Source organism: Cohnella boryungensis (assembly GCF_042651945.1).
Classification (GTDB): Bacteria; Bacillota; Bacilli; order Paenibacillales; family Paenibacillaceae; genus Cohnella; species Cohnella boryungensis.
Genome location: NZ_JBHSED010000008.1, coordinates 1 through 22,082 on the forward strand (window position 1 = coordinate 1; position 22,082 = coordinate 22,082).

The window sequence follows — 22,082 nt, forward strand, 5'->3', positions numbered from 1 at the left end:
ACGACCGAAGCCGTCTTCCGACGTTTTTGTTTCTTACGCTCAATGTTCAGTTTTCAAAGAACCATTCGGTGTTTCTTTTTTCAGTGCCGCTCGAAGCGACTTAAATAATATAGCACAGGCCTTTAGAACTTTGCAACCCTTTTTCAAAACTAAATTTAATGTTTTTTCAAACGCGTCTAACGCAGCCCTTGAAAGCTGTGCCAGCTCCCCTGAATGCCAACAAAAAACCGGTTATCCGCCCGAAGGCGAACAACCGGTATCACATCCTAATATAGACGTACAATGAGCTTAACGATCTCTCATATGCGGGAACAGAAGGACATCGCGAATCGACGGCGCATCGGTCAGCAGCATGACCAGCCGGTCAACGCCGATGCCCAGACCGCCGGTCGGCGGCATGCCGTGCTCCAGCGCGCGAATGAAATCGTCGTCCATCTCATGCGCTTCGTCGTTGCCTGCTTCCTTCTCGGCCAGTTGAGCCTCGAAGCGCTGCCGCTGATCGATAGGATCGTTCAGCTCGGTGAATGCGTTCGCGTGCTCGCGAGCTACGATGAACAGCTCGAAGCGATCCGTGAACCGCGGATCGGCCTCGTTCTTCTTGGCCAGCGGCGAGATCGCCACCGGGTGCCCGGTTACGAACGTAGGCTGAATCAGCGTATGCTCGCAGAACGTTTCGAAGAAGGCGTTCACGATATGTCCGAACGTCATATGCTTCTCGACCGGAACCTTGTGCTCCTTGGCCAGCGCGTGCGCCTGCTCGTCCGTCATCTGCGCCGTGAAGTCCACGCCGACCGTCTCGCGAATCAGCTCGGTCATCGAAACCCGGCGCCATGCCGGCGTCAGGTCGACCTCTTGCTCCTGATACGTAATCTTCGTCGTACCGAGAACCTCTTGCGCGATATGGGCAATCAGCGCCTCCGTCAGCCGCATGATATCCTCGAAATCGGCGTAGGCCTCATACAGCTCGATCATAGTAAACTCAGGATTGTGGCGCGTAGAGATGCCTTCGTTGCGATATACGCGTCCAATCTCGTACACCTTCTCCAGACCGCCGACGATCAGTCTTTTCAGATGCAGCTCGATCGCGATACGCATGTACAGCTCCATATCCAGAGCATTATGATGCGTCTCGAAAGGGCGGGCAGCGGCGCCGCCGGCAATGGTATGCAGCGTAGGCGTCTCTACCTCAAGATAACCGCGATCGTCCAGATAACGGCGCATCGACTGGATAATCCGCGAGCGGGAAATGAAGGTCTTCTGTACGTCGGGATTCACGATCAGGTCCACGTAACGCTGACGATAACGGGTTTCTACATCCTTCAAGCCATGAAACTTGTCCGGCAGCGGAAGCAAAGACTTGGTCAGCACCTCAAGATCGTCCACCTTGATCGAGGTCTCGCCCGTCTTCGTCTTGAATACGACACCCTTCACGCCAATGATGTCGCCGATGTCCAACAGATCGAAAGCCTTGTACTTATGCTCGGGAACCGAATCCTGCCGAACGTAGATTTGAATTTTGCCGCTGAGGTCCTGAATGTGGGCGAACGCCGCCTTGCCCATTACGCGCTTCGTCATGATCCGGCCCGCGACGTTGACCTGAAGAGCCAGCTCGTCCAGCTCCTCCTTCGACATCTCCGAATATTGCGCGAAAAGCTCTCCCCCATGGTGCGTGCGGTCGAACTTGATGCCGAACGGATCAATGCCCAGCTCCCGCAGCTCGTCCAGCTTGTTGCGACGGATTTGCAGCAATTCGCCTAATTCGACCGTTTCTGTCTGTTCCGTATGTTCCATCATTTCGTTCTCCTTCGTTTAAATCTGATTTGACCTTCCTCAAGCGACGCCGTCTCCGCGGTTAACAGGCAAAAAAGCTTCCGAAGGAAGCTTTTTTATCCCGGTCAATCGGCTTCTCCGTCCTTGTGGCGGCGACTAACCTTATCTATATCGCGACCAGCCGCGTTAGCTACATCTTGATATCGACGATTTTGTATTGAATGATGCCCGCAGGAACGCTCACTTCAACGGTCGTGCCTTTTTTCTTCCCGATAATGGCTTTGCCTACCGGACTCTCGTTGGAGATTTTATTGTTCAGCGGGTCGGATTCGGCCGTGCCGACAATGGTGTATTCCATCGAGTCGCCATATTCGAGATCCTCTACGACGACAGTCGATCCGATGCTCACCGTCTCAAGGTCGATTTCCTCATGGTTGATGATTCTCGCGTTGCGAAGCATTTTCTCCAAGGTAATGATTCGGCCCTCGATGAACGCTTGTTCGTTTTTGGCGTCTTCGTATTCGGAGTTCTCGCTAATATCGCCATAACCGATGGCAACTTTGATGCGTTCCGCAACTTCGCGGCGCTTGACGGATTTAAGGTTTTCGAGTTCATCTTCCAGTTTCTTCAAACCCTCCTGGGTTAGAAGCACTTCTTTGTCGCTCATCTCACCGATCTCCTGTCATGGAAAGATTTTCGAGGTTGCTATCCAAATATATGGTGGGGTTCGTCAGATGGCATCATCTTCCATGATGCGCGTCTGCGATTTTCCTGATGCTCGGGCGAATATTGGTACTGATTATATTTCAAGCCCTGATAAATGTCAATTCGCGGAAAAGCCCCTTTGAAATCGCTTCCTCTTAGTGTACGAGGATTTCTCCGGATTCAGAAGCTCCGTCCGCTTCACGAGCCAGAATTTCGTCCACCCGAATCACGTAGTTGCCTAATTCGGACTCCACTTCAGCTCTCGACTGAAGCTCCATGATCGAATTTTTGGCAGCTGCGGAGTCCGGCAGGCCTTTCAGGTACCAGGCCAGGTGCTTGCGCATTTCCCGGACGGCGACCTTTTCCCCGCGCAACTCGGTCAATCTGTCCATGTGCAGCATCGCGATCCGAATTCTCTCTCTCGGCGACGGGTCCGGCAGCAGTTCTCCCGTAGTCAGGAAATGTACGGTGCGATACAGCATCCAAGGGTTGCCAAGCGCGCCTCTGCCGATCATGACCCCGTCGCAATTCGTATGCTCAAGCAGCCGCTTGGCATCTTCCGGAGTAAATACGTCGCCGTTGCCGATAACCGGAATGTTCACCGCCTGCTTCACGTCCCGCAGAATGTCCCAGTTCGCCTTCCCTGTATACAGTTGTTCGCGAGTCCGGCCATGCACGCTGACGGCCGCTCCACCGGCGCGTTCGACGGCTTGCGCGTTCTCAACGGCATAAATATGCTCGTCGTCCCACCCGATTCTCATCTTCACCGTGACCGGCTTTTTGGCTGCATCCGCAGCGTAGGAGACCATCTCGTAGATTTTTTTCGGATCAAGCAGCCATCTTGCGCCCGCATCGCACTTCGTCACCTTCGGAACCGGACAGCCCATGTTAATGTCGATAATGTCCGCATTCGTATTCTGATCCACGAACTTCACCGCTTCTACAAGGGATTCCTTATCCCCTCCGAAAATTTGCAGGCTTAACGGCTTCTCGCGTTCATCCACGAACAGCATTTCCAGCGTTCTCTGGTTGCCGTGCAGGATCGCCTTGTCGCTGACCATCTCCGCACAGACGAGACCGCATCCGAACTCCTTGGCAATCAGTCGAAACGCCGGATTACAGACTCCCGCCATCGGGGCCAGCACGACATTATTGTTCATCTTTACGTTACCGATCTTAAGCATTCCATGTTGCTCCTTTCATAGCCCTCGTTCCTCCGAGGAGTTGTAATGCGAGATGCCTTCCTCCTGCAGAGAGAAGGACGAAAGCTCCTCCATCCATGGAAAAGGAGATTCGTCCGGCCAGACGTCCCGCAATGGAACCAGTACAAATGCCCGCTCTCCCATTCGGGGATGCGGGAGCGTCAGTTCGGGAGTGTCTATGGACTCTTCTCCGTAAACCAGCAAATCCAAGTCTATATTGCGAGGTCCCCAGCGAATGTCCCGAACCCGGCCCATCTCCTGCTCGATCGCCAGTAAGCGTCGAAGCAGGGCCACCGGATCAAGCGCGGTCCTCAAGCTGAGAGCCATATTCAAAAAGGACGGCTGATCCGTATAACCCACGGGAGCAGTCTCGTATGCGGGGGAGATGCGCAGCACCTCCAGCTCGGGATCGGCTCGCAGCCTTCGTATCGCTTCGTTCAATGCGGATTCCCGGTCACCCAGGTTGGCGCCAAGCGCCACGTATGCGTCTTGCACGTCTCTTCAGTCCTCTACAGGTACGACGGTTCCGTCCGGCCCTCTTGTTCTTCGCAGCTCCACGGTGACTCCGTCAAAGGTAATATCGAACGGTGGATTCGGTTTGGTAACCGATACCGTTACAGTATGGATACTAGTATACGTACCGAGTACCGCGGACGCAATATTTTCGGCGAGCGTCTCAATCAGCTTAACCGGCGGCCCTTCCACAATCTTCTTCGCCAGCGCGTGAATCTCCGCGTAATTGACCGTGTCGCCGACATCGTCGCTGCGCGCGGCGAGACTTAAGTCCAGACGCATATCCAAATCCACGAAGTATTTCTGACCCAGCTTATTCTCCTCTGGAAACACGCCGTGATACCCATAAAACACCATTCGTTTCAGCCGCATTCTATCCATTTCGCATCCTGCTCCCTTTTCCGTGGCTTCGATAGACAATGGCATCGCTCATCGCCGCAATCTGCTTGGTCAGCGGCACTTCATGCACGCGCACGATCTGACAGCCTTGAGCAATGCCCAGTGCCGTCGTCGCTCCAGTGCCGTCGTCCGCATCCGCTGCCGCCACGCCGAGCGTGTGCTGAATCACCCTTTTGCGGGAAGCCGCCAATAGCACCGGGTAGCCGAGCTGCGCCACCTCGCCCAATCGGCCCAGCATCTCCAGATTCTCCTCGTAATCCTTCGCGAACCCGATTCCGGGATCGACCCAGATGAGCTCCTCCCCTACTCCGGCAGCTCGGGCAAGCTCCACGCTGGCCCGCAAATCCTTCAGCACCTCGGGGAAAAAGTCCGCATAGTCCCGCTCCGGCCGGTTGTGCGTCAGAATGACCGGACAGCCATATTTCACCGCAACTCCGGCCATCTCCGGGTCGCGCTTGAAGCCCCATACGTCGTTAACGATATGGGCGCCCGCTTCCAACGCCTGACGCGCAACCTCCGCCTTATACGTATCGATGCTGATCGGCAGCTTAACGCGTTCCCGCACCGCCCGGATTACCGGAATGACTCTGCTTAATTCCTCATCGAGAGAGACGGGAGCATATCCCGGCCTTGTCGATTCTCCTCCGATATCGATGATGTCCGCGCCCTCGGAAGCCATCTGCTCCGCCCGTTCAACGGCTGCTTCTACTGCATGATAACAGCCGCCGTCCGAGAACGAGTCCGGCGTTGCGTTCAGTATGCCCATAATCAGCGTACGATGCCCAAGCTCCAGCGTAAGTCCATCAGCCATATGATAGGTACGTCTATAAAATGTCGGGTTCATCCTCTATCGTTCCTTTCCGCCGCCGCTCGGTAGAGCCGCATAAGACGAGAAGTGATCGGCCCGCCCTCGGCCCGGCCTCCCGGAGGGCCTCCCTGTCCGCTTGCATCCTCCAAACGCGTAACCGGAACGATCTCCTGAATGGAATTCGTCAGGAAGACTTCGTCGGCTCCAGCGATCTCTTCCCAGCCGTAACAGCCGATCTCCACACGTATACCCTCGCGCTCAGCCATCTGAATCACATAAGCGCGGGTAATCCCTTCGAGCAATCCCGTTTCCGCCGCCGGCGTATACAGCTTGCCGTTCAATAGCCAGAATACGTTGCTGACCAGTCCTTCGACGATTCGTCCGTCGCCGTTCAGGAACAGCCCCTCCGTACCGGCAGGGGCCCCGGATTCCAGCAATTCCCTCTTGGCTGCGATATTATTCATATAATGGAACGATTTTGTCCGGTGAGCGCCCTCCGGCGTGCTTCTCGGCAGCTTTAGCAGACGCAGGATTTTACCGTGGCGCGTCGCAGGATCATCCGTCGCCAGCCCCTTGGCATAGACGATCTCGTTCGGCGCAGCGTAAGCGCCGGTCGGAAGACCGATCTCTCCTTCTCCGGCCGATACCGACCAGCGAATGTAGCCGTCAGAGAGGCCGTTGGCTTGAAGCAGCTCTCCTATTCGCCGCCTCATCGCATCCGGATTAGGCGCATAGCGAATCCCCATCATGGCGCAGCCTTCCTCAAGGCGTTTTGCGTGCTCCTCCAGCAGCCATGGGCGACCGCCGTAGGTCCGCATCGTTTCGAACAAGCCCATTCCGTACAAAAAGCCGTGATCGAATGCGGAGATCACGGCTTCGTTGCGACTCATCAATTGTCCATTGTACAGAATGCTCATGCTCGCATTCCTGTTTTCAGGCTCAAGAAGTTGCGCAGAATTCTCAGCCCGTTATCGGTCATGATCGACTCCGGATGGAATTGCACCCCTTCCACGGCATATTCCTTGTGCCGCAGCCCCATAATCAGCCCGTCCTCCGTCTCCGCGCTGATCTCCAGGCAATCGGGCAGCGTGTCGCGCTTCACAATCAGGGAATGGTAACGGGTCGCCGTGAATGGGGAAGGCAAGCCCTCGAATACCGTTTTTCCGTCGTGCTTGATCTCGGAGGTTTTCCCGTGCATCAGCTGATCGGCGCGAATCACCTCGCCGCCGAAAGCCTGTCCAATCGCTTGATGCCCCAGACATACGCCGAAGATCGGAATCTCTCCCTTGAAGCGCTCCAGCAGAGCGAGACTGATGCCCGCCTCGTTCGGCGTGCAGGGTCCGGGAGAAATCAGAATGTGGTCTGGCGAAAGCTTGGAGATGCCTTCAAGGTCGATCTCGTCGTTGCGGTGCACCACGATCTCTTCGCCGAGCTCGCCCAAATATTGCACCAGATTATACGTAAAAGAATCGTAGTTGTCGATCACCAGAATCATGTCGGTTCAACCTGCCCTTCGCTGTACTGCACCGCTTTCCAAAGCGCCTTGGCCTTGTTCAAGGATTCGTGGAATTCCCGTTCCGGATCGGAGTCGATGACAATTCCGGCTCCGGCTTGAATGTGGCATACCCCGTCTTGAAGCGCGATCGTACGAATAATTATATTTAATTCCATATTCCCGCTATAGTCAATCCACCCCATTGCGCCGGTATACGGCCCTCTGCGGGTGGGCTCAAGCTCTTCGATGATTTCCATCGTTCGGATTTTCGGCGCTCCGGTAATCGTTCCTCCCGGAAAGACAGCCGCCACGACATCCAGCGCGTCCTTGCCATCCTGCAGCGTCGCCTCCACCTGGGATACGAGGTGCATGACATGGGAGTAACGCTCCACGGTTAACAGCTCCGGAACCTTCACGGTTCCGTATGCGGCGACTCGTCCAAGATCATTGCGCTCCAGATCGACCAGCATCACATGCTCGGCCCGCTCTTTTTCGCTGCCAAGCAGCTCGGCCTCCATCGCCCGGTCCTCCTCGACCGATCTTCCTCGCCGTCTCGTCCCGGCAATCGGTCTGGTCGACAGCCGGCCTCCGGCCAGCTTCACGAGCAGCTCGGGGGAGGCGCTGACCAACGAGAATGCGGGCGTACGCAGCAAGCCCATATAGGGCGAAGGATTAACCATACGCAACCACTCGTACAGCGTCTCGGGTGCAGCGGAGGTCGGTCGGCTTTGCCGCATGGCCAGATTGGCCTGGAACACATCGCCCTGTCCAATGTATTGTTGGATGGCGCGAACCGCCTCTTCATACTCTGATTTGCTCATGGAGGTGCTCAGACCGGGCAGCCGCTCGACATCAATCTGCAGATTGTCCTGCTCCATCCGATTGCGCATCCCCTGATGGCGGCTCAAGGATGCCTCTGTCTGTCCGAAGCTCAGCCACTCGGTCCATTGCGCTTCCATGTCGGCCGCCCGATTCCGCTTCTCGCCGAATAGGCGCTCCATGGATACGTCGTCCGGCATCTGGTCCAGCCTAGCGTGGACGGCACAGTAGACCGCGCCTTCCGCATGGTCTGCGATCCATAGCTCCTCATAACGCCCGAAGACATAATCCGGCCAGCCCAGATCGTTCCGCGCGAATGAGGGCAGCCTTTCCAGACTTCGTACGACATCATAGCTCAAGAAGCCCAGAATGCCCCCTATGCAATCCGGAACTCCTTCGGGCTTAGGCGCCCGCCATGGGGCGATCCATTGGCGGAGCAGCTCAAGCGGCGCTCCTCTAGCTCTCTTCGTCTCCTCGGGATTTCCGTCCCATTCGCGAATAAGCGCCTCTTCGCCCGTCCCTTCAATAATCGACACCGGCCGCAGGCCGAAAAGAGTATACCGACCTTCCTTGCCGCTTTCAAGCAGGCAAGAATAAGGAGCGGCTTCTTCCCATGCCCGGTCCCAGAATGCGGGCAGCAGCCCTCCCGATTCGGGCACAAACTTGCGTATATACGGAAGTAAGGCGTAGCCGCCTTCTTGTCTCCATTGTTTCCATTGACTCATCGCTATGACTTCTTGCACGGCTGTTGCTCCATTCCCTGATTCCTGCGAAGTGACTTTCTTATTATGCAGAATACCACAAATCCGCCTTCTCCTGCCGCCTTGCGAGAACTTTCCTTCTCCGGCTTAGGGTGACGCTTCCCCGACAGCTCAAACAGCCCTCGCCAAAGGCGAGGGCTGGGATTAAAGCGGATTAGTTGTCGAAGTTGAACAACGGCGTGCTGAGGTAACGCTCGCCATTGGACGGAACGACCGCTACGACGCGCTTGCCTGCGCCGAGCTCCTTCGCGACTTTGAGGGCTGCGAAGATCGCCGCGCCGGAGGAAATGCCGACCAGAAGACCTTCTTTCTTAGCAACCGTACGCGCCGTCTCGAAAGCTTCTTCGTTCTCGACCGTAATGACTTCGTCATAGACCTCACGATTCAGAATGTCCGGAATGAAGTTCGCGCCGATCCCTTGAATCTTGTGAGGGCCCGGTCCGCCGCCCGACAGCAGCGGGGAAGCTGCAGGCTCAACCGCATAGACTTTAATGTTCGGGAAGTTCTGCTTCAGCACTTCGCCAGCGCCGGAGATTGTTCCGCCCGTTCCAATGCCGCTGACGAAAGCGTCGATCTTGCCGTCGTAGGAATTAATGGCTTCCACGATTTCGGGGCCGGTTGTCTCGCGGTGAATTTTCACATTAGCCTGATTTTTGAATTGTTGAGGCATGAAGTAGTCCGCATTTTCCTTCACGATCTCTTCCGCCTTCTTGACGGCGCCGTTCATGCCTTCCGATCCCGGGGTAAGAACAAGCTCGGCCCCGTATGCGCGGAGCAGATTGCGACGTTCCACGCTCATGGTCTCAGGCATAACGAGAATAGCGCGGTACCCCTTGGCGGCAGCAACCATCGCCAATCCGATCCCGGTATTTCCGCTCGTCGGCTCGACGATCGTGCTGTTGCCCGGTTGAATCAGCCCTTGCTTCTCGGCTTCCTCGACCATGCTGATCGCGATGCGATCCTTGACGCTGGAGCCTGGATTCTGGTATTCCAGCTTCACGTAGATTTCCGCGCTTCCTTCCGGAACAACACGATTCAAGCGTACGAGCGGCGTATCGCCGATGAGTTGAGTCACGTTCTGAACAATCTTAGCCATAAGTCTTGTTCCCTCCCACAAAATAGCGGCTGTGCGCCTATTCTTAATCCGACTAAAACGGTTGGTTTTAACTCTGTCTTCATCTTATCAAACCATTGAGAGGATTGTCAATAGCTGGTTAGGTGGTCTGGTTCGATCCGAGCAGATCCAAGGTCAGCGCCGAAGACCATAGAGAGGCTTGCAGCTTGGAGTCCTTCACGCTCGCTTCGTATTTGCGAAGCAGTTGCTGCTCCATATCCCGAACCGAGACGCCTTTGCCGAGCGCAAGCTGCTTCCTGGCCTCCTCGCGGATCTCTTCCATCGGTCGGGATTGCGTCTGGCTTCTTCCGTTCAGCCGAATGATTGCAAAGCCCTGATCGGTCGGAATCGGCCCCCTCACCTCTCCGACCTGCATAGAAGCCGCTGCCGTAAGCACCGATTCGGCGGCAAACGGATCGTCGGATTCGACCCAGCCGAGCTCCCCTCCTTGATCCGCCGTGAAATCATCCAGCGAGAAGGCTCTGGCCAGCTCCGCGAAATCCTCACCCTGTTCGAGCTTGATCAGAATCTCCCGAGCCGACTTTTCCGTCTGAACGAGAATATGCGCCAGCTGATATTTCTTCACCGGATCGAACTGTTCGCGATGCTCATCGAGATACCGATCGATCTCCTCCGCCGTGACGGTTACGGTTCGAAGCGTCAGCTTCTCCAGCAGCAGGCGATAGCGGGCATCCTCCCGCACCTCCTCGCGAGTCATGCCGAGCTGCTCGTTCATGGAACGATAAAACTCTTCTTCATTCTCGTAGCCTTGCCTCATCATGGCCAGCTCTCGATCCAGTTCCTCGTCCGTCGCCTCAATGCGCAGAGACTTGGCTTCCGCGCTGACAGCTTCGGCGAGTATCATGCTTCTGAGCACTTGAGAACCGTAAGAGGCCAACAGCCGGTCCAGCAACTGTTGGCGGGAAATGGACATTGTCCCTACCGTCGCGATGACATCATCGTCCGAAGCCGTACCCGAAGGTTCGTTGCCGCTAGGTGCAAGCTCTTCGCCCTTGTTGCAGCCCGATGCAATCATCATCAGAGTCGTCAGGAGGGCCAGCAGTACGAGCGGCGGCATGCGCCGTATCGTCTCCCTCATCGGCGATCCTCCTCCCTCATTCCCGATCCGTCAGGCGAACCAACTTCTCCAGCTCTTCCGCTTCGAACAAAAATTTTTCATTGCAGTAATGGCAATGCAGCTCCGCTTGGCCGTCTTCGTCGATCATCCCCCGAAGCTCGCTTCTGCCTAGCGTGATTAGCGCCCGTTCAAATCTTTCCCGCGAGCAGTGGCAATAGAATACAGGCTCCAGCGTCTGATGGACGGTTATCTCATCCCCCACCAGAAAGCGCAGCAAGCTCTCCGGCGTCTCTCCCTGATCCAGCAGCGCAGTGACGTGAGGCATCGCGGCGATCGCTTGCTCCAGTCGGACAAGGTTGGCCTCCGTCAAACCAGGCATGACCTGGACGATGAAGCCGCCCGCATGAATGACGGAATTGTCCGTATCGACAAGTACGCCTAAGCCGACGGCCGAAGGGGTTTGTTCGGATTCCGCAAAATACAAAGTGAAATCCTCCGCGATCTCCCCGGAAATAATCGGGACGCTGCCGCGATAAGGGTCCTTCAGCCCGAGATCCTTGGTGACATGCAGCTGACCTGTACGTCCGACCACCCCCGCTACGTCAAGCTTGCCTTGGCTGTTGCTGGGCAGATGAACATGCGGATTGTCTACATAACCCCGTACCTGGCCCGCCGCATTGGCATCCACCACGATCTGGCCGATCAGGCCGTCGCCTTTCACTTGAACGGTGAGCTTCTCTTCGCCCTTGAGCATAAAACCGAGCATGGCTGCCGCCGTTGCCGTTCTTCCCAACGCGGCCGTCGCCGTCGGGTACGTATCCTGTCTTCGCTGCAGCTCCGACACCAATTCTGTCGTGCGTGCCGCAAACAAGCGCAAGCCGCCGTTCCATGCGGTCGCGCGTATGATTTCGTCTTTCATGCCGTTTGCCCTCCTTTCGCACAATCGTTCAATCTAGATTTACCCATTACGTTCATATACAATTCGCAAGCCTTCGAGCGTAAGCAAGGCGTCGACGACTTCAATCGTCTCCGATTCCCCGGCAATCAGCTCCGCCAAGCCGCCAGTGGCAATAACGCGCGGCTTAACATCGAACTCTTTACTGATTCGCCTAACAATGCCATCCACCTGGCCGGCATAGCCGTAGATAATGCCGGATTGCATCGCCGCCACAGTATTGCGGCCGACGACAGTCTTCGGCTTCGACAGCTCGATTCGCGGCAGCTTGGCCGCGCGTTGGTAGAGGGCCTCCGCCGAAATTCCGATGCCGGGCACGATAGCGCCTCCCAGATAGGCTCCCGACCCATCGATGTAATCGAAGGTCGTTGCCGTTCCGAAATCAACGATGACAAGAGGCGCGCCGTATTGCTCGATTCCCGCAACCGCGTTCACGATGCGGTCGGCTCCGACTTCCCGCGGGTTCTCATAACGAATGTTCAGGCCCGTCTTGATGCCCGGGCCGATTACCAGCGCTTCCTTGCCCACGTATGTCTGAAACAGCTTCTCCAGCGTACCCATGATCGGAGGCACGACGCAGGAGAGAATAACGCCCTCGATCTGCTCCGCCCGAACGCCGGCAAGCTTAAAGAGATTGCTGATCAGCACGCCGTACTCGTCCACGGTCGCCGAGCGATTCGTACTCAGACGCCAGTGATGTGTCAGATTGCTTCCTTCATACAGTCCTAATACAATATTCGTATTCCCGACATCTACGACCAGAATCATAGCGCGCCTCCCGATTTCTTGGCGTTAAGATCCAGGCTGATATCGAGCGCCTGAAAGGAATGCGTCAAGCTTCCGACCGAGATAACGTCCACGCCGCAACGGGCGACCTCCGCCACCCGCTCTGGCGTGATGCCGCCGGAAGCTTCCAACACAACATGCGGCGCTTGCGCGCGAATCGCCTTCACCGCCTCGGTCATCGCTGCGGTATCCATATTGTCCAGCATCACGATATGGGCGCCCGCCCGAGCCGCTTCCTCCGCCTGTGCAAGGGACTCTGCCTCGACCTCGATCATCATCGTGTGGGGAATCCGGGATTGCGCTCCCTGAACCGCCGCCGTAATGCCTCCGGCGGCTTTGATATGGTTATCCTTGATCATAACCGCATCATACAGGCCGAACCGGTGATTGGCTCCCCCGCCGATACGGACCGCGTATTTCTCCAGGTTCCGGTGTCCAGGCGTCGTCTTGCGCGTATCCGTTACGCGCACCTTCGTTCCCTGCGCGCCAGCCACGTATTCGTTCGTCTTGGTGGCGATGCCCGATAACCTCTGCAGCAGATTAAGCGCCAATCGTTCGCCCGTCAATATGCTGAACGTCGAACCTTCCACCACGGCCAGAACCGTGCCCTTCTCCACCTTCGAGCCGTCCGTCGCCATTGCGTCGAATCGCAAGGCGGGATCGACAACTTCAAATACGAGTCTGGCCAGAGGTATGCCCGCCAGAATGCCGGTTTGCTTGGCGTGAATGATCCCCTTGGACTGATGACCCTGCGGCACCGTGGACATCGTGGTCACATCTCCCGAGCCGACATCCTCCGCCAACCAGACGCGAAGCTGCTCCTTCACCGCTTCCACGGCCGGACCGCCGATCGTCCAATCGCTTTCCCTTTCAAACATTGTCGTCGACCCTTTCTGTACGAATCCCTTTTTCCCGGTTCAATATCGTGTGTACCTGCCAGTCCCGATCATCCTTCTGAGGATAGTCTTCCCGATAATGGCCCCCCCGGCTTTCTTCCCGGCTCAGGGCAGCTTCGGTAACAAGCAGCGCACAGGTAAGCAGATTGGCGTATTCCAATTCCTCTCGCTTGGACAGGCTCATCTGGAAGAGCGGGAGCTGCTTGCGCAGATCGTCCAGCCCTTTAAGCAAGCCCGCGCGATTCCGCCGCAGCCCGGCATAACGCACCATGCTCTTCTGCAGCTTCAGCCTTCTTTCGATCAGCGTCCCGGTCAGGATGCCCTGTCTTTCCGAGGCTGGACCGTTGTCCGCAACCAGAGGAATCGGTGGCAGCTGATTCACCGCGTCTACGATGCGTTGACCGAAGACGATCGCTTCCGACAAGGAATTGCTGGCCAGACGGTTCGCTCCGTGAACCCCCGTTGAGGAGGCTTCTCCGCAGGCGAACAAGCGGCGAATGCTCGTTTCTCCGCGCAAATCCGTCTTGACCCCGCCCATCATATAATGGGCGGCCGGCGCAACCGGAATCCAATCCGTCGTCATGTCGAGCCCATAGTTCAAGCAATATTCATAGATCGTCGGGAATCGATGGCGAATCAGCTCCGGCGTCTCATGCGTGATATCGATATAAACATAGGTAGATTTCGTCGCTTCCATCTCGCTGACAATAGCCCGCGCCACGACGTCTCTTGGAGCCAGCTCAAGCTGCGGATGGTAGTTTTCCATAAAACGATCCCCGCGGATGTTTCTCAAGTAAGCGCCTTCTCCCCGAACGGCTTCGGATATGAGAAATCTTGGAGCGCCGGGGTAACAAAGCGATGTCGGATGGAATTGATTGAATTCCATATCGCGGATATCCGCTCCTGCGCGATAGGCCATGGCTACGCCGTCTCCGGTCGCGACATCCGGGTTAGTCGTATAGCGGTAGAGCTGACCGGCCCCTCCCGTACACAGAATCGTAGCCCGTCCGAAGACCGCCACGCGGGAGCCGTCCGGCTTCTGCACAAGAGCGCCGCGGCATTCACCGTCCTCCGTCAGCAGATCGAGCACGAAATGGTCGTCCCACAACACGATATCGGGATTGGTCTTTACTCTCTCGGCCAACGCTCTTACGATCTCATAGCCAGTGGCGTCTCCATTCGCGTGCAGAATACGTCTCTGGCTATGGGCTCCTTCCTTCGTCAATGCATAATGGCCGTCCTCTTCGTCGAAATTCGTGCCGTAACGAATAAGCTCCTGAACGCCTTGAGGGCCTTCATGGACCAGAACGTCCACCGCCGCCGTTTCGCATAGCCCGGCTCCCGCGATTAAGGTGTCCTGGGCGAGAAACTCCGGAGAATCTTCATCCGAGATAACGGCGGCGATGCCGCCCTGCGCATAGCGGGTATTGCTATCGAACAGCGATTTCTTCGTAATCATAAGCACTCGTTTCGACTCACTCGCTTTGAGCGCCGTAAAAAGGCCGGCAATGCCAGCCCCGATCACGATTACGTCCGTCTCTACCCGAGGAAGCCTGTCCAGATCAAAATCGACAACGTATCGTGGTATCCTAATCATTTTCGTCCCCACTTGACAATAGAGTAGCGCAAGCCTCCGGTTACTTCACCAGCAGCATGCGCTCCAACGATAAACGGGCTTTGTCCGCAACGTCCTGCGGCACATAGATTTCCGGCTGCATCGTTTCCAACGCTCTGACGACCTTCTTCAGGTTGTTCACCTTCATGTTGGGGCAGACGAGAAACTTGGATGCGAAGTGGAAGGATTTGTCCGGGCTGTCCAGACGAAGCTGATAGCCTGTTCCGTCCTCCGTTCCGACGATAAATTCCTTATGGCTCGACTCCCGGCAATACTTCAAAATGCCGGTCGTGCTTCCTACGAAGTCCGCCATCTCGACGACCTCGGGACGGCATTCCGGGTGCACGACGAACTGCGCATTCGGATATTTCGCCCGCATCTCTTCCACGTCTTTAATCGTCAGCATATCGTGGGTGTTGCAATAGCCTTCCCAGATGATCATCTTCTTGTCGGTTTTCTGGGAGACGTAATGACCCAGATTTTTGTCCGGACACCAGATAATCTCGTCGGAATCGACCGAATTGACGACTTGGACGGCATTGGCGGACGTACAGCAAATATCGGTCTCCGCTTTCACGTCGGCGGAGGAATTGATATACGTGACGACCTTCGCGTTGGGATGCTTGGCCTTTAATTCCCGCAAGCCGATCGGATTGACCATATCGGCCATCGGGCAGCCCGCACGCTCGTCCGGGACGAGCACCGTTTTGTGCGGAGCAAGAATCTTGGCGCTTTCTCCCATGAAATGCACGCCGCAAAAAACGATGACGTCGGCGTCCGTTGAAGCGGCCTTCTGCGCGAGAAGAAACGAATCCCCGCGAAAATCGGCCACCTCCTGTATTTCATCGCGCTGATAATAATGAGCGAGAATAATGGCATTGCGTTCTTTCTTGAGCTGTGCAAGCCTTTCGCGAAGCTCACGGTTCTGTTCGGCTTTACGCTCTAGTGCCAAGGCCTCCATGCAAAATCTCCTCCCTAGAAGTACCGGTGATTTGTGAATGAAAGCACAAACCTGGCGGGGATGTTGTCTTTATTGTGAACGAAAAGGACTTCGTTCATTAACATTTAATTTACACTTGCCAAGTAAGGCTGTCAATTGATCGCAAAGGCTTTTCTTTCTGATATTGGCACAAAAAAAGGGATGCCCAAGCGCCTCACGGCGCGGGAGCATCCCGTTATTCCACGTTCGCCTGTTAGGATTTCGGCTCTTCGGAGCCGTCGTCCTTGCGAAGATCCAGTCCGGTAGACAATGGCTCGTCGTCGCGGGTTTGAATCCGTACCTTGACGTTGCCCAGCGTGTCTACCACCGGCTCGCCCCTGGATTCTTCTCCGCCCGAGCCTTCTCCGTCCGCTGCAATGAACGTGCCCTTCTCGATCAGAGATTTGATCTGATCCAGATCGAGCGTCTCCTCATCCAGCAGCGTCTTCGCGATCAGGTGCATCTCTTCGCTCTTCTCGGTCAGCAGCTTCTTGGCGCGATCGTAACAATCGCGTGTAATGCTCTGCATCTCTTGATCGATCTCGTACGCGATCTTATCGGAATAGTTCTGTTCGTGTCCGATATCCCGGCCAAGGAAGACCTGTCCCTGAGAGCTGCCGAATTGCATCGTCCCGAGCTTCTCGCTCATGCCGTATTCCATAATCATGGCACGTACGATACTTGTGGCTTGCTTGAAGTCGCTGTATGCGCCCGTACCGATTTCCCCGATGAAGATTTCTTCCGCGGCGCGGCCCGCAAGCAGGCCTGTAACTTTATCCAACAGCTCCTGCTTCGTAACCAGCATACGGTCTTCCTTCGGCAGCATGATGACGTAGCCGCCCGCGCGGCCGCGAGGAATGATCGTAACCTTGTGAACCGTATCCGCATGCTCCAGGAAAAATCCCGCAATCGTATGTCCCGCTTCGTGGTAGGCTACGATACGCTTCTCCCGATCGCTGATGACGCGGCTCTTCTTCTCGGTGCCGACCACAACCCGGTCAATCGCCTCATCGACCTCTTGCATGGCGATGTCCTTCTTGTTGCGCCTTGCCGCCAGCAATGCCGCTTCGTTAAGCAAGTTCTCCAGATCTGCCCCGGTAAACCCGGTTGTCCGCTTGGCAATCGTGCCGAGACGCACGTCTTTGCTCAGAGGCTTGTTGCGCGCATGCACCTTCAGCACCGCTTCGCGGCCCTTCACGTCTGGACGGTCGACCGTGATCTGACGGTCGAAACGGCCTGGACGCAGCAATGCAGGATCCAGAATATCCGGGCGGTTCGTCGCGGCTACGATAATAATTCCCTCGTTCGCCCCGAAGCCGTCCATCTCGACCAGCAATTGGTTCAGGGTCTGCTCGCGCTCGTCGTGTCCGCCGCCGAGGCCTGCGCCCCGCTGACGGCCGACGGCATCGATTTCGTCGATAAAAATGATACAAGGCGCGTTTTTCTTCGCGTTCTCGAACAAATCGCGAACCCGCGATGCGCCGACGCCGACGAACATTTCCACGAAATCCGAACCGGAGATCGTAAAGAACGGAACGCCCGCTTCACCCGCAACCGCGCGGGCAAGCAATGTTTTACCGGTACCCGGAGGCCCCACGAGGAGCACGCCCTTCGGAATGCGCGCGCCAAGCGCGGCAAACTTGCGAGGGTCCTTCAGGAATTCGACAACCTCGACCAGTTCCTGCTTCTCTTCATCCGCTCCGGCGACATCCTCGAACGTGACCCGCTTTTTCTCTTCATTATAAAGACGGGCGCGGCTCTTGCCGAAATTCATCACTTTGCCGCCGCCGCCCTGCGCCTGATTGATCAGGAAGAAGAACAGTACGAACATAATGATAAACGGAATGATGGAAGTTAAGAATGTCAGCCAGAAGCTTTGTCCCGGCATTTTCTTCGAAATGACCTCGTAATTCTTTTCCAGCCCTGTCTGCGTAAACTGTTCCATTACGTAGTCAGCCAGGGGTGCGCGGCCCATGAAGGTCTCGCCTTTTTCTTGACCGGCTTTAGGCTTGAATTCGCCTGTAACCAGGTAGGTTCCGCTCTGAACTTGGATCGTCATCTTCTGAACGTTGCCCTGTTGAGCAGCGACGACGAGCTCGTTATAGCTCAGTTCCTTCGTCGTATCTTGCTTGCCGATAAAAAACTGAACGATCCCGACAGTCACCAAAAAGATAAGTAAGTAAAAGCCTGTGTTCCGGATGAACCGATTCATCCCCGACCTCCTCTCGACACGCTCACATCATTTTAACATAGCCTGTCTTGGCATCACAATCTTATCCCGCCGCGTTGTGGGCGACGAGAGCTAGCTTGAGTAAATCTCCGGCTTCAGCACGCCGACGTAGGGCAGGTTGCGGTATTTCTCCGCGTAATCCAGCCCGTATCCGACGACGAACGCATCCGGTATCGTAAAGCCGGTATAATCGGCGTTAAGATCGACCGTACGGCGGCCCGGCTTGTCAAATAAAGCCACGACATTGACGGACAATGCGTTCCGACGCTCCAGCACGTCAATAAGATAGCTCAGAGTCAGTCCGCTGTCGATAATGTCCTCTACGATAAGCACGTCCCGACCGTCGACGGAGACGTCCAGATCCTTGACGATCTTGACCTCGCCCGAGGATCTCGTGGAATTGCCATAGCTCGATACCGCCATGAAATCCAGCTCGATCGGAATGCTGATGTTCTTGGACAAGTCCGCCATAAAAATAAAAGCGCCCTTCAGCACGCATATCACCAGCGGATTGCGCCCTTCGTAATCGCGGCTGATCGCCGCTCCAAGCTCCGTTACCTTCTGATGAATCGCTTCTTGCGAGTAAAGAACTTCCTGAATGTCGTTGTGCAAGAAAGGTGCCTCCCAATGAGATTATTACACGGTATGATTGCTTTACTCCGATCATGCCCTAGTTTTCGGGGGCACTGTACGAGACACGCAGTGTCCTTCGGGTGGCTCCGCCTACAAGAGCATGTCCCGAGCGGCGTATTCCCGGAATCCACAGTACGCGTCCCTCCGCGTCGACCAGCAGCGCCAGCTTATCGCGAAGAGTGGGCGGAACTTTGGCATCGACGAACATATCTTGCACTTTTTTGGTGCCGTTTAGTCCGTAGGGCCGCATGCGATCGCCCGGCAGCCGATTGCGAATCCGGAGCGGATATTCCAGGCTGTCCGCATCGAAGCAGGCTTCATCGCGATTGTCCCGTACTCCCCGAATCGCTCCGTCCATCCTCTCCAGCTTGACGAGAGCCCCCGTTTCTTCAATCGCAATCTTATCCGTCGCTTCCGTGACGATATACGCAAAGCGCATCGGCGCCGACTCTGCGGGTCCGATATACGCTTCTTCATATTCCCTTCTCATTACCCAGCCGTCCCCGATATCCAACAACAAGGTCGTGGGGCGCTCTTGCTCAAGCGCGGCGAGAACTTCCTCCACCTGCCGGAAATCCAGCATTTGGCGCGGGTTTGAAGAACAGTTTAATATTAATTTAATCAATCTGCGTTGTAAAGCGACGTGAAGGCCGCGGAACCGTCGTCGCTCCAACCGGAAGCCCTCCCCCGAAGGGAAGACCGCCTCGCGGAAAACGCGAAGGGTTTGCTCTTCCATATAATCGTCATCCGCTGCCGCCATGTCCGCCAGCCTGGTCAGCGACTCCTTCAACCTAGGGTTATATTGCTCCAGAAGCGGCATCAGGTCCAGCCGGACGGCGTTACGGAAGTAATGACGGTCGACATTGCTGCTATCAACCGCGTAAGGCACCCCGTTTCGCTTGCAGTAATCAAGAAGCTCACATTTTGTAATACGCAGCAAGGGGCGAATCAGTTCCAACTGTTGTTCCCCTCGGCGATAACGAATGCCCGCCAAGCCTCCGATCCCCGTCCCCCGAATCACTCTCATCAACACTGTCTCGGCCTGATCGTCGGCATGATGGGCCGTCAGGAGACAGCCGGCGCCGTATTTCTTCGATACGTCCATTAAGAAACCATAACGCTTCTCTCTCGCTGCGCTCTGGGCGTTCATCCCCGTCTCCGCAAGGAACTCCGGCATGCCCAGACAAACCGTCTCAAGCGGCATGCCCCACTCCGTAGTGGTCCGCCTCACCAGCTCCGCTTCGGCATCCGACTCCGCGCCGCGAAACTGATGGTTCGCATGAGCGACGACGATTCTCCCCGGCTCTCCGTCCGCCAGCCCCTTCAGCAAGTGCAGAAGCGCCATGGAATCCGGTCCGCCGGATACCGCCGCAACGACGGTCGCTCCGTCTCGCCACCAGCCGTCCGCACGGGCTCTATGCCCGAACTCTCCTACCCATTCCTCCTGCGGCCGCACCTTCACCGCTCCTTTCCCAGCCCGCAAACGCTTTATTGCAGCAGCCAGACCGCCGCAACCGCCGTACTAATGACAATGGCCGCACCGAGAAGTCCTGCCATCCATGTCGGCACCCGATCCTCGGCGGCTTTGGGCTTTTGCGTTCCCCGAACGGCTTCCCGCCATTCCCTAACGGATTGACTGGCATTCTCGAATCGACCCATCAGCGCCTTCTCCATCCAGTCCTCCAGCGGCTGCAGCCGAGGATTGCTTCTGACCAGCTTGAGCAGCTCGCGCGGATGGCGATTCTGGGGAATGAGCGTTCCGTTCAATTGAACCAGACGCTTTCCGTCCAGCGCGTGCAGCCACAGCACGCCGAACGAGAACAAATCGTACCCCGGGTCCGCTACGCGGCTGCCCGCAGACCAGTAGCCGCGGTCGTAGATTTCGGTGAATTGGCGTACGCTGCGGCCGATAGCCGTGACGCCGCCATAGTCGACCAGCTCCACGCGACCATATTCGCCGACCAGAACGTTGTCGCTCTTGATATCGCCGAATACCCAGCCCGCTTCATGCAGTTGAGCCAGCCTCTCCAGCAGCCGATAGCCGATGACGCCCATCCAGTGGGCGCCATGCTGCTTCAAGTAAGCTCTGAGCGGCACACCGGGCACATACTTCATCACGTAGAAGGGAACCTTCCGATTGCCGATAACGGCGTCATCCACATCCAATAAGAACGGAGGCCTTCCCTTCTCCGAGCTGTCCAGGGAGGACAAAATATTGACCTCCCCTTGCAGCTCCGCCGCTTCGTGCCCGATCTTGACCGCGCAGGAAGCGCGGCTGCCCGAGGACGCCAAATACACCTGGCCATTCGCTCCCAGACCGAGCAGACGCTCCAGCCGGTAGCGCCTGCCGTTCCACGTGCCTCGTATTTCCGTGCCTCTGGCCAATAGGTCTTTATCAGATGACGTTGTCACTCCGCACCTCAATCGACTCGGGCCTTGAAATCCCTCCCGACGCGTCCGCAAGCTCTATTTCGCTTATTTTACCACAAGTTTCACGGATATAATCAACGACTTGCAGAAGGGCCGGTCCTGTCGGGGTCGTGCCTCGCATCCGGATTTTCCCGAACAGGGAGCCGATGCTCGAAGCATTCGTCAGCCACCCGGCGTCCCGGACGCAATAGGCGTACTGGGAGTCTCCCGGAAAATGAAACACGGCGACACGGCTTCTTCCGGTGCGGGCCTGCAGGCTAAGCGCAAGATCCCGAACGGCCTCCTCTACCGCGTGCAGCTTCGGCTTCATGCTCGCGCTGGCATCGATGAGCAGCGCAACCGAGAGAGACATCGTCTCTTCCATCTCCTCCATGACCTTCACGACTTCGCTCCGCTTGGGCGGCGGCAAGGCGCCGACATCGTTCACGCCGAACAGCTGCCGCAGCTCCTGATTCACTGCCTGGCGAATCGTTCCGGCAACCGTCTGCCGCGTCATCATCTGCACCGTGCGGGACAGCTGCCGACTCGTCACGATCCGGCTAATCCCCCCGCCCGCGCGGGCAATCTCGGCAATCTCCGCCTCTCCGTATTCCCCGATCGCGCCCTCATCCACGACGCCTGCGACGTTCACCGTTATGCCTTCTGCGAAAGCCTGCGCAGCCGCCGCAACCGGGCTTTCTCCGACATTCGAGCCCCCATCCGTAATGAGCAATATTTGCTTCATTCCCACCACTCCTTCTAGATTTCTAGCATCTAGTAAGAGTGTCGCCAAGGAATGCGAGATTTAACCCAGCGATGTTGGCCGCTCCGAAGCGTTAGGCGCAAGTAGACGCCGCGCATAGCAAAAAAGCCTTCCGGCCAGCGGAGGCTTCTTGCTCGATCGTCTGTATGGCT

Annotated in this window: 22 protein-coding genes; 1 reads left to right on the forward strand and 21 read right to left on the reverse strand. The window is 56.5% G+C overall.

Features of this window, described 5'->3' with window-relative positions; translation table 11 throughout:
• Positions 1-286 (forward strand): hypothetical protein (locus ACFO1S_RS06630; protein ID WP_378126466.1); only part of this gene is annotated, 286 nt, incomplete at its 5' end.
• Between the two features lie 2 nt (positions 287-288).
• On the opposite strand, the gene lysS is transcribed toward ACFO1S_RS06630, so the two are convergent.
• The 21 genes from lysS to ACFO1S_RS06735 form a co-directional block, all read right to left on the reverse strand.
• Positions 289-1,794, reverse strand: coding sequence for a lysine--tRNA ligase (lysS, locus tag ACFO1S_RS06635; protein ID WP_378126468.1), 1,506 nt, complete (start codon positions 1,792-1,794; stop codon positions 289-291).
• 166 nt (positions 1,795-1,960) lie between these two features.
• A complete protein-coding gene (gene greA / locus ACFO1S_RS06640; protein ID WP_204605285.1) occupies positions 1,961-2,437 on the reverse strand; it encodes a transcription elongation factor GreA in 477 nt (158 codons plus the stop codon).
• 193 nt (positions 2,438-2,630) lie between these two features.
• A complete protein-coding gene (gene dusB, locus ACFO1S_RS06645) occupies positions 2,631-3,659 on the reverse strand; it encodes a tRNA dihydrouridine synthase DusB (protein ID WP_204605284.1) in 1,029 nt (342 codons plus the stop codon).
• 15 nt (positions 3,660-3,674) lie between these two features.
• Positions 3,675-4,172 (reverse strand): 2-amino-4-hydroxy-6-hydroxymethyldihydropteridine diphosphokinase, encoded by a 498-nt coding sequence (folK, locus tag ACFO1S_RS06650; protein WP_204605283.1) that lies wholly within the window; start codon positions 4,170-4,172, stop codon positions 3,675-3,677.
• Positions 4,173-4,178: 6 nt separating this feature from the next.
• Entirely contained in the window at positions 4,179-4,571 is a 393-nt protein-coding gene (gene folB, locus ACFO1S_RS06655; RefSeq protein WP_204605282.1) for a dihydroneopterin aldolase, read from the reverse strand.
• Positions 4,564-5,433, reverse strand: coding sequence for a dihydropteroate synthase (gene folP, locus ACFO1S_RS06660; RefSeq protein ID WP_204605281.1), 870 nt, complete (start codon positions 5,431-5,433; stop codon positions 4,564-4,566). Before folP ends, folB begins: the two co-directional genes overlap by 8 nt.
• Positions 5,430-6,314, reverse strand: a complete 885-nt coding sequence (gene pabC / locus ACFO1S_RS06665; RefSeq protein WP_204605280.1) for an aminodeoxychorismate lyase — start codon at positions 6,312-6,314, stop codon at positions 5,430-5,432. The genes folP and pabC overlap by 4 nt, the downstream gene beginning before the upstream one ends.
• Positions 6,311-6,892 carry an aminodeoxychorismate/anthranilate synthase component II gene (gene pabA, locus ACFO1S_RS06670; protein ID WP_204605279.1) on the reverse strand — a complete coding sequence of 194 codons (582 nt, stop codon included), beginning with the start codon at positions 6,890-6,892 and terminating at the stop codon, positions 6,311-6,313. The genes pabC and pabA overlap by 4 nt, the downstream gene beginning before the upstream one ends.
• A complete protein-coding gene (locus ACFO1S_RS06675; RefSeq protein WP_204605278.1) occupies positions 6,889-8,436 on the reverse strand; it encodes an anthranilate synthase component I family protein in 1,548 nt (515 codons plus the stop codon). The genes pabA and ACFO1S_RS06675 overlap by 4 nt, the downstream gene beginning before the upstream one ends.
• A 190-nt stretch (positions 8,437-8,626) precedes the next feature.
• A complete protein-coding gene (gene cysK, locus ACFO1S_RS06680) occupies positions 8,627-9,568 on the reverse strand; it encodes a cysteine synthase A (RefSeq protein ID WP_204605277.1) in 942 nt (313 codons plus the stop codon).
• A 118-nt stretch (positions 9,569-9,686) separates the two neighbouring features.
• On the reverse strand, positions 9,687-10,685 hold the full coding sequence (locus tag ACFO1S_RS06685) for a peptidyl-prolyl cis-trans isomerase (RefSeq protein WP_204605276.1): 999 nt from the start codon (positions 10,683-10,685) through the stop codon (positions 9,687-9,689).
• Between the two features lie 16 nt (positions 10,686-10,701).
• On the reverse strand, positions 10,702-11,583 hold the full coding sequence (gene hslO, locus ACFO1S_RS06690; RefSeq protein WP_204605275.1) for an Hsp33 family molecular chaperone HslO: 882 nt from the start codon (positions 11,581-11,583) through the stop codon (positions 10,702-10,704).
• 39 nt (positions 11,584-11,622) lie between these two features.
• Positions 11,623-12,387, reverse strand: coding sequence for a type III pantothenate kinase (locus tag ACFO1S_RS06695; protein ID WP_204605274.1), 765 nt, complete (start codon positions 12,385-12,387; stop codon positions 11,623-11,625).
• Positions 12,384-13,283, reverse strand: a complete 900-nt coding sequence (gene nadC / locus ACFO1S_RS06700; protein WP_204605273.1) for a carboxylating nicotinate-nucleotide diphosphorylase — start codon at positions 13,281-13,283, stop codon at positions 12,384-12,386. Before nadC ends, ACFO1S_RS06695 begins: the two co-directional genes overlap by 4 nt.
• Positions 13,276-14,898 (reverse strand): L-aspartate oxidase, encoded by a 1,623-nt coding sequence (gene nadB, locus ACFO1S_RS06705; RefSeq protein WP_204605272.1) that lies wholly within the window; start codon positions 14,896-14,898, stop codon positions 13,276-13,278. The genes nadC and nadB overlap by 8 nt, the downstream gene beginning before the upstream one ends.
• Positions 14,899-14,938: 40 nt before the next feature.
• Positions 14,939-15,877 carry a quinolinate synthase NadA gene (nadA, locus tag ACFO1S_RS06710; protein ID WP_204605271.1) on the reverse strand — a complete coding sequence of 313 codons (939 nt, stop codon included), beginning with the start codon at positions 15,875-15,877 and terminating at the stop codon, positions 14,939-14,941.
• Between the two features lie 232 nt (positions 15,878-16,109).
• Positions 16,110-18,107: an ATP-dependent zinc metalloprotease FtsH gene (gene ftsH / locus ACFO1S_RS06715; RefSeq protein ID WP_204605270.1), complete on the reverse strand. Its 1,998-nt coding sequence runs from the start codon at positions 18,105-18,107 to the stop codon at positions 16,110-16,112.
• Positions 18,108-18,197: 90 nt separating this feature from the next.
• Positions 18,198-18,737, reverse strand: coding sequence for a hypoxanthine phosphoribosyltransferase (gene hpt, locus ACFO1S_RS06720; protein WP_204605269.1), 540 nt, complete (start codon positions 18,735-18,737; stop codon positions 18,198-18,200).
• Positions 18,738-18,795: 58 nt separating this feature from the next.
• A complete protein-coding gene (tilS, locus tag ACFO1S_RS06725) occupies positions 18,796-20,214 on the reverse strand; it encodes a tRNA lysidine(34) synthetase TilS (protein ID WP_378126473.1) in 1,419 nt (472 codons plus the stop codon).
• Positions 20,215-20,246: 32 nt separating this feature from the next.
• Positions 20,247-21,170: a serine/threonine protein kinase gene (locus tag ACFO1S_RS06730; RefSeq protein WP_204605268.1), complete on the reverse strand. Its 924-nt coding sequence runs from the start codon at positions 21,168-21,170 to the stop codon at positions 20,247-20,249.
• Positions 21,154-21,912, reverse strand: coding sequence for a vWA domain-containing protein (locus tag ACFO1S_RS06735; protein ID WP_204605267.1), 759 nt, complete (start codon positions 21,910-21,912; stop codon positions 21,154-21,156). The genes ACFO1S_RS06730 and ACFO1S_RS06735 overlap by 17 nt, the downstream gene beginning before the upstream one ends.
• Positions 21,913-22,082 lie beyond the last annotated feature (170 nt).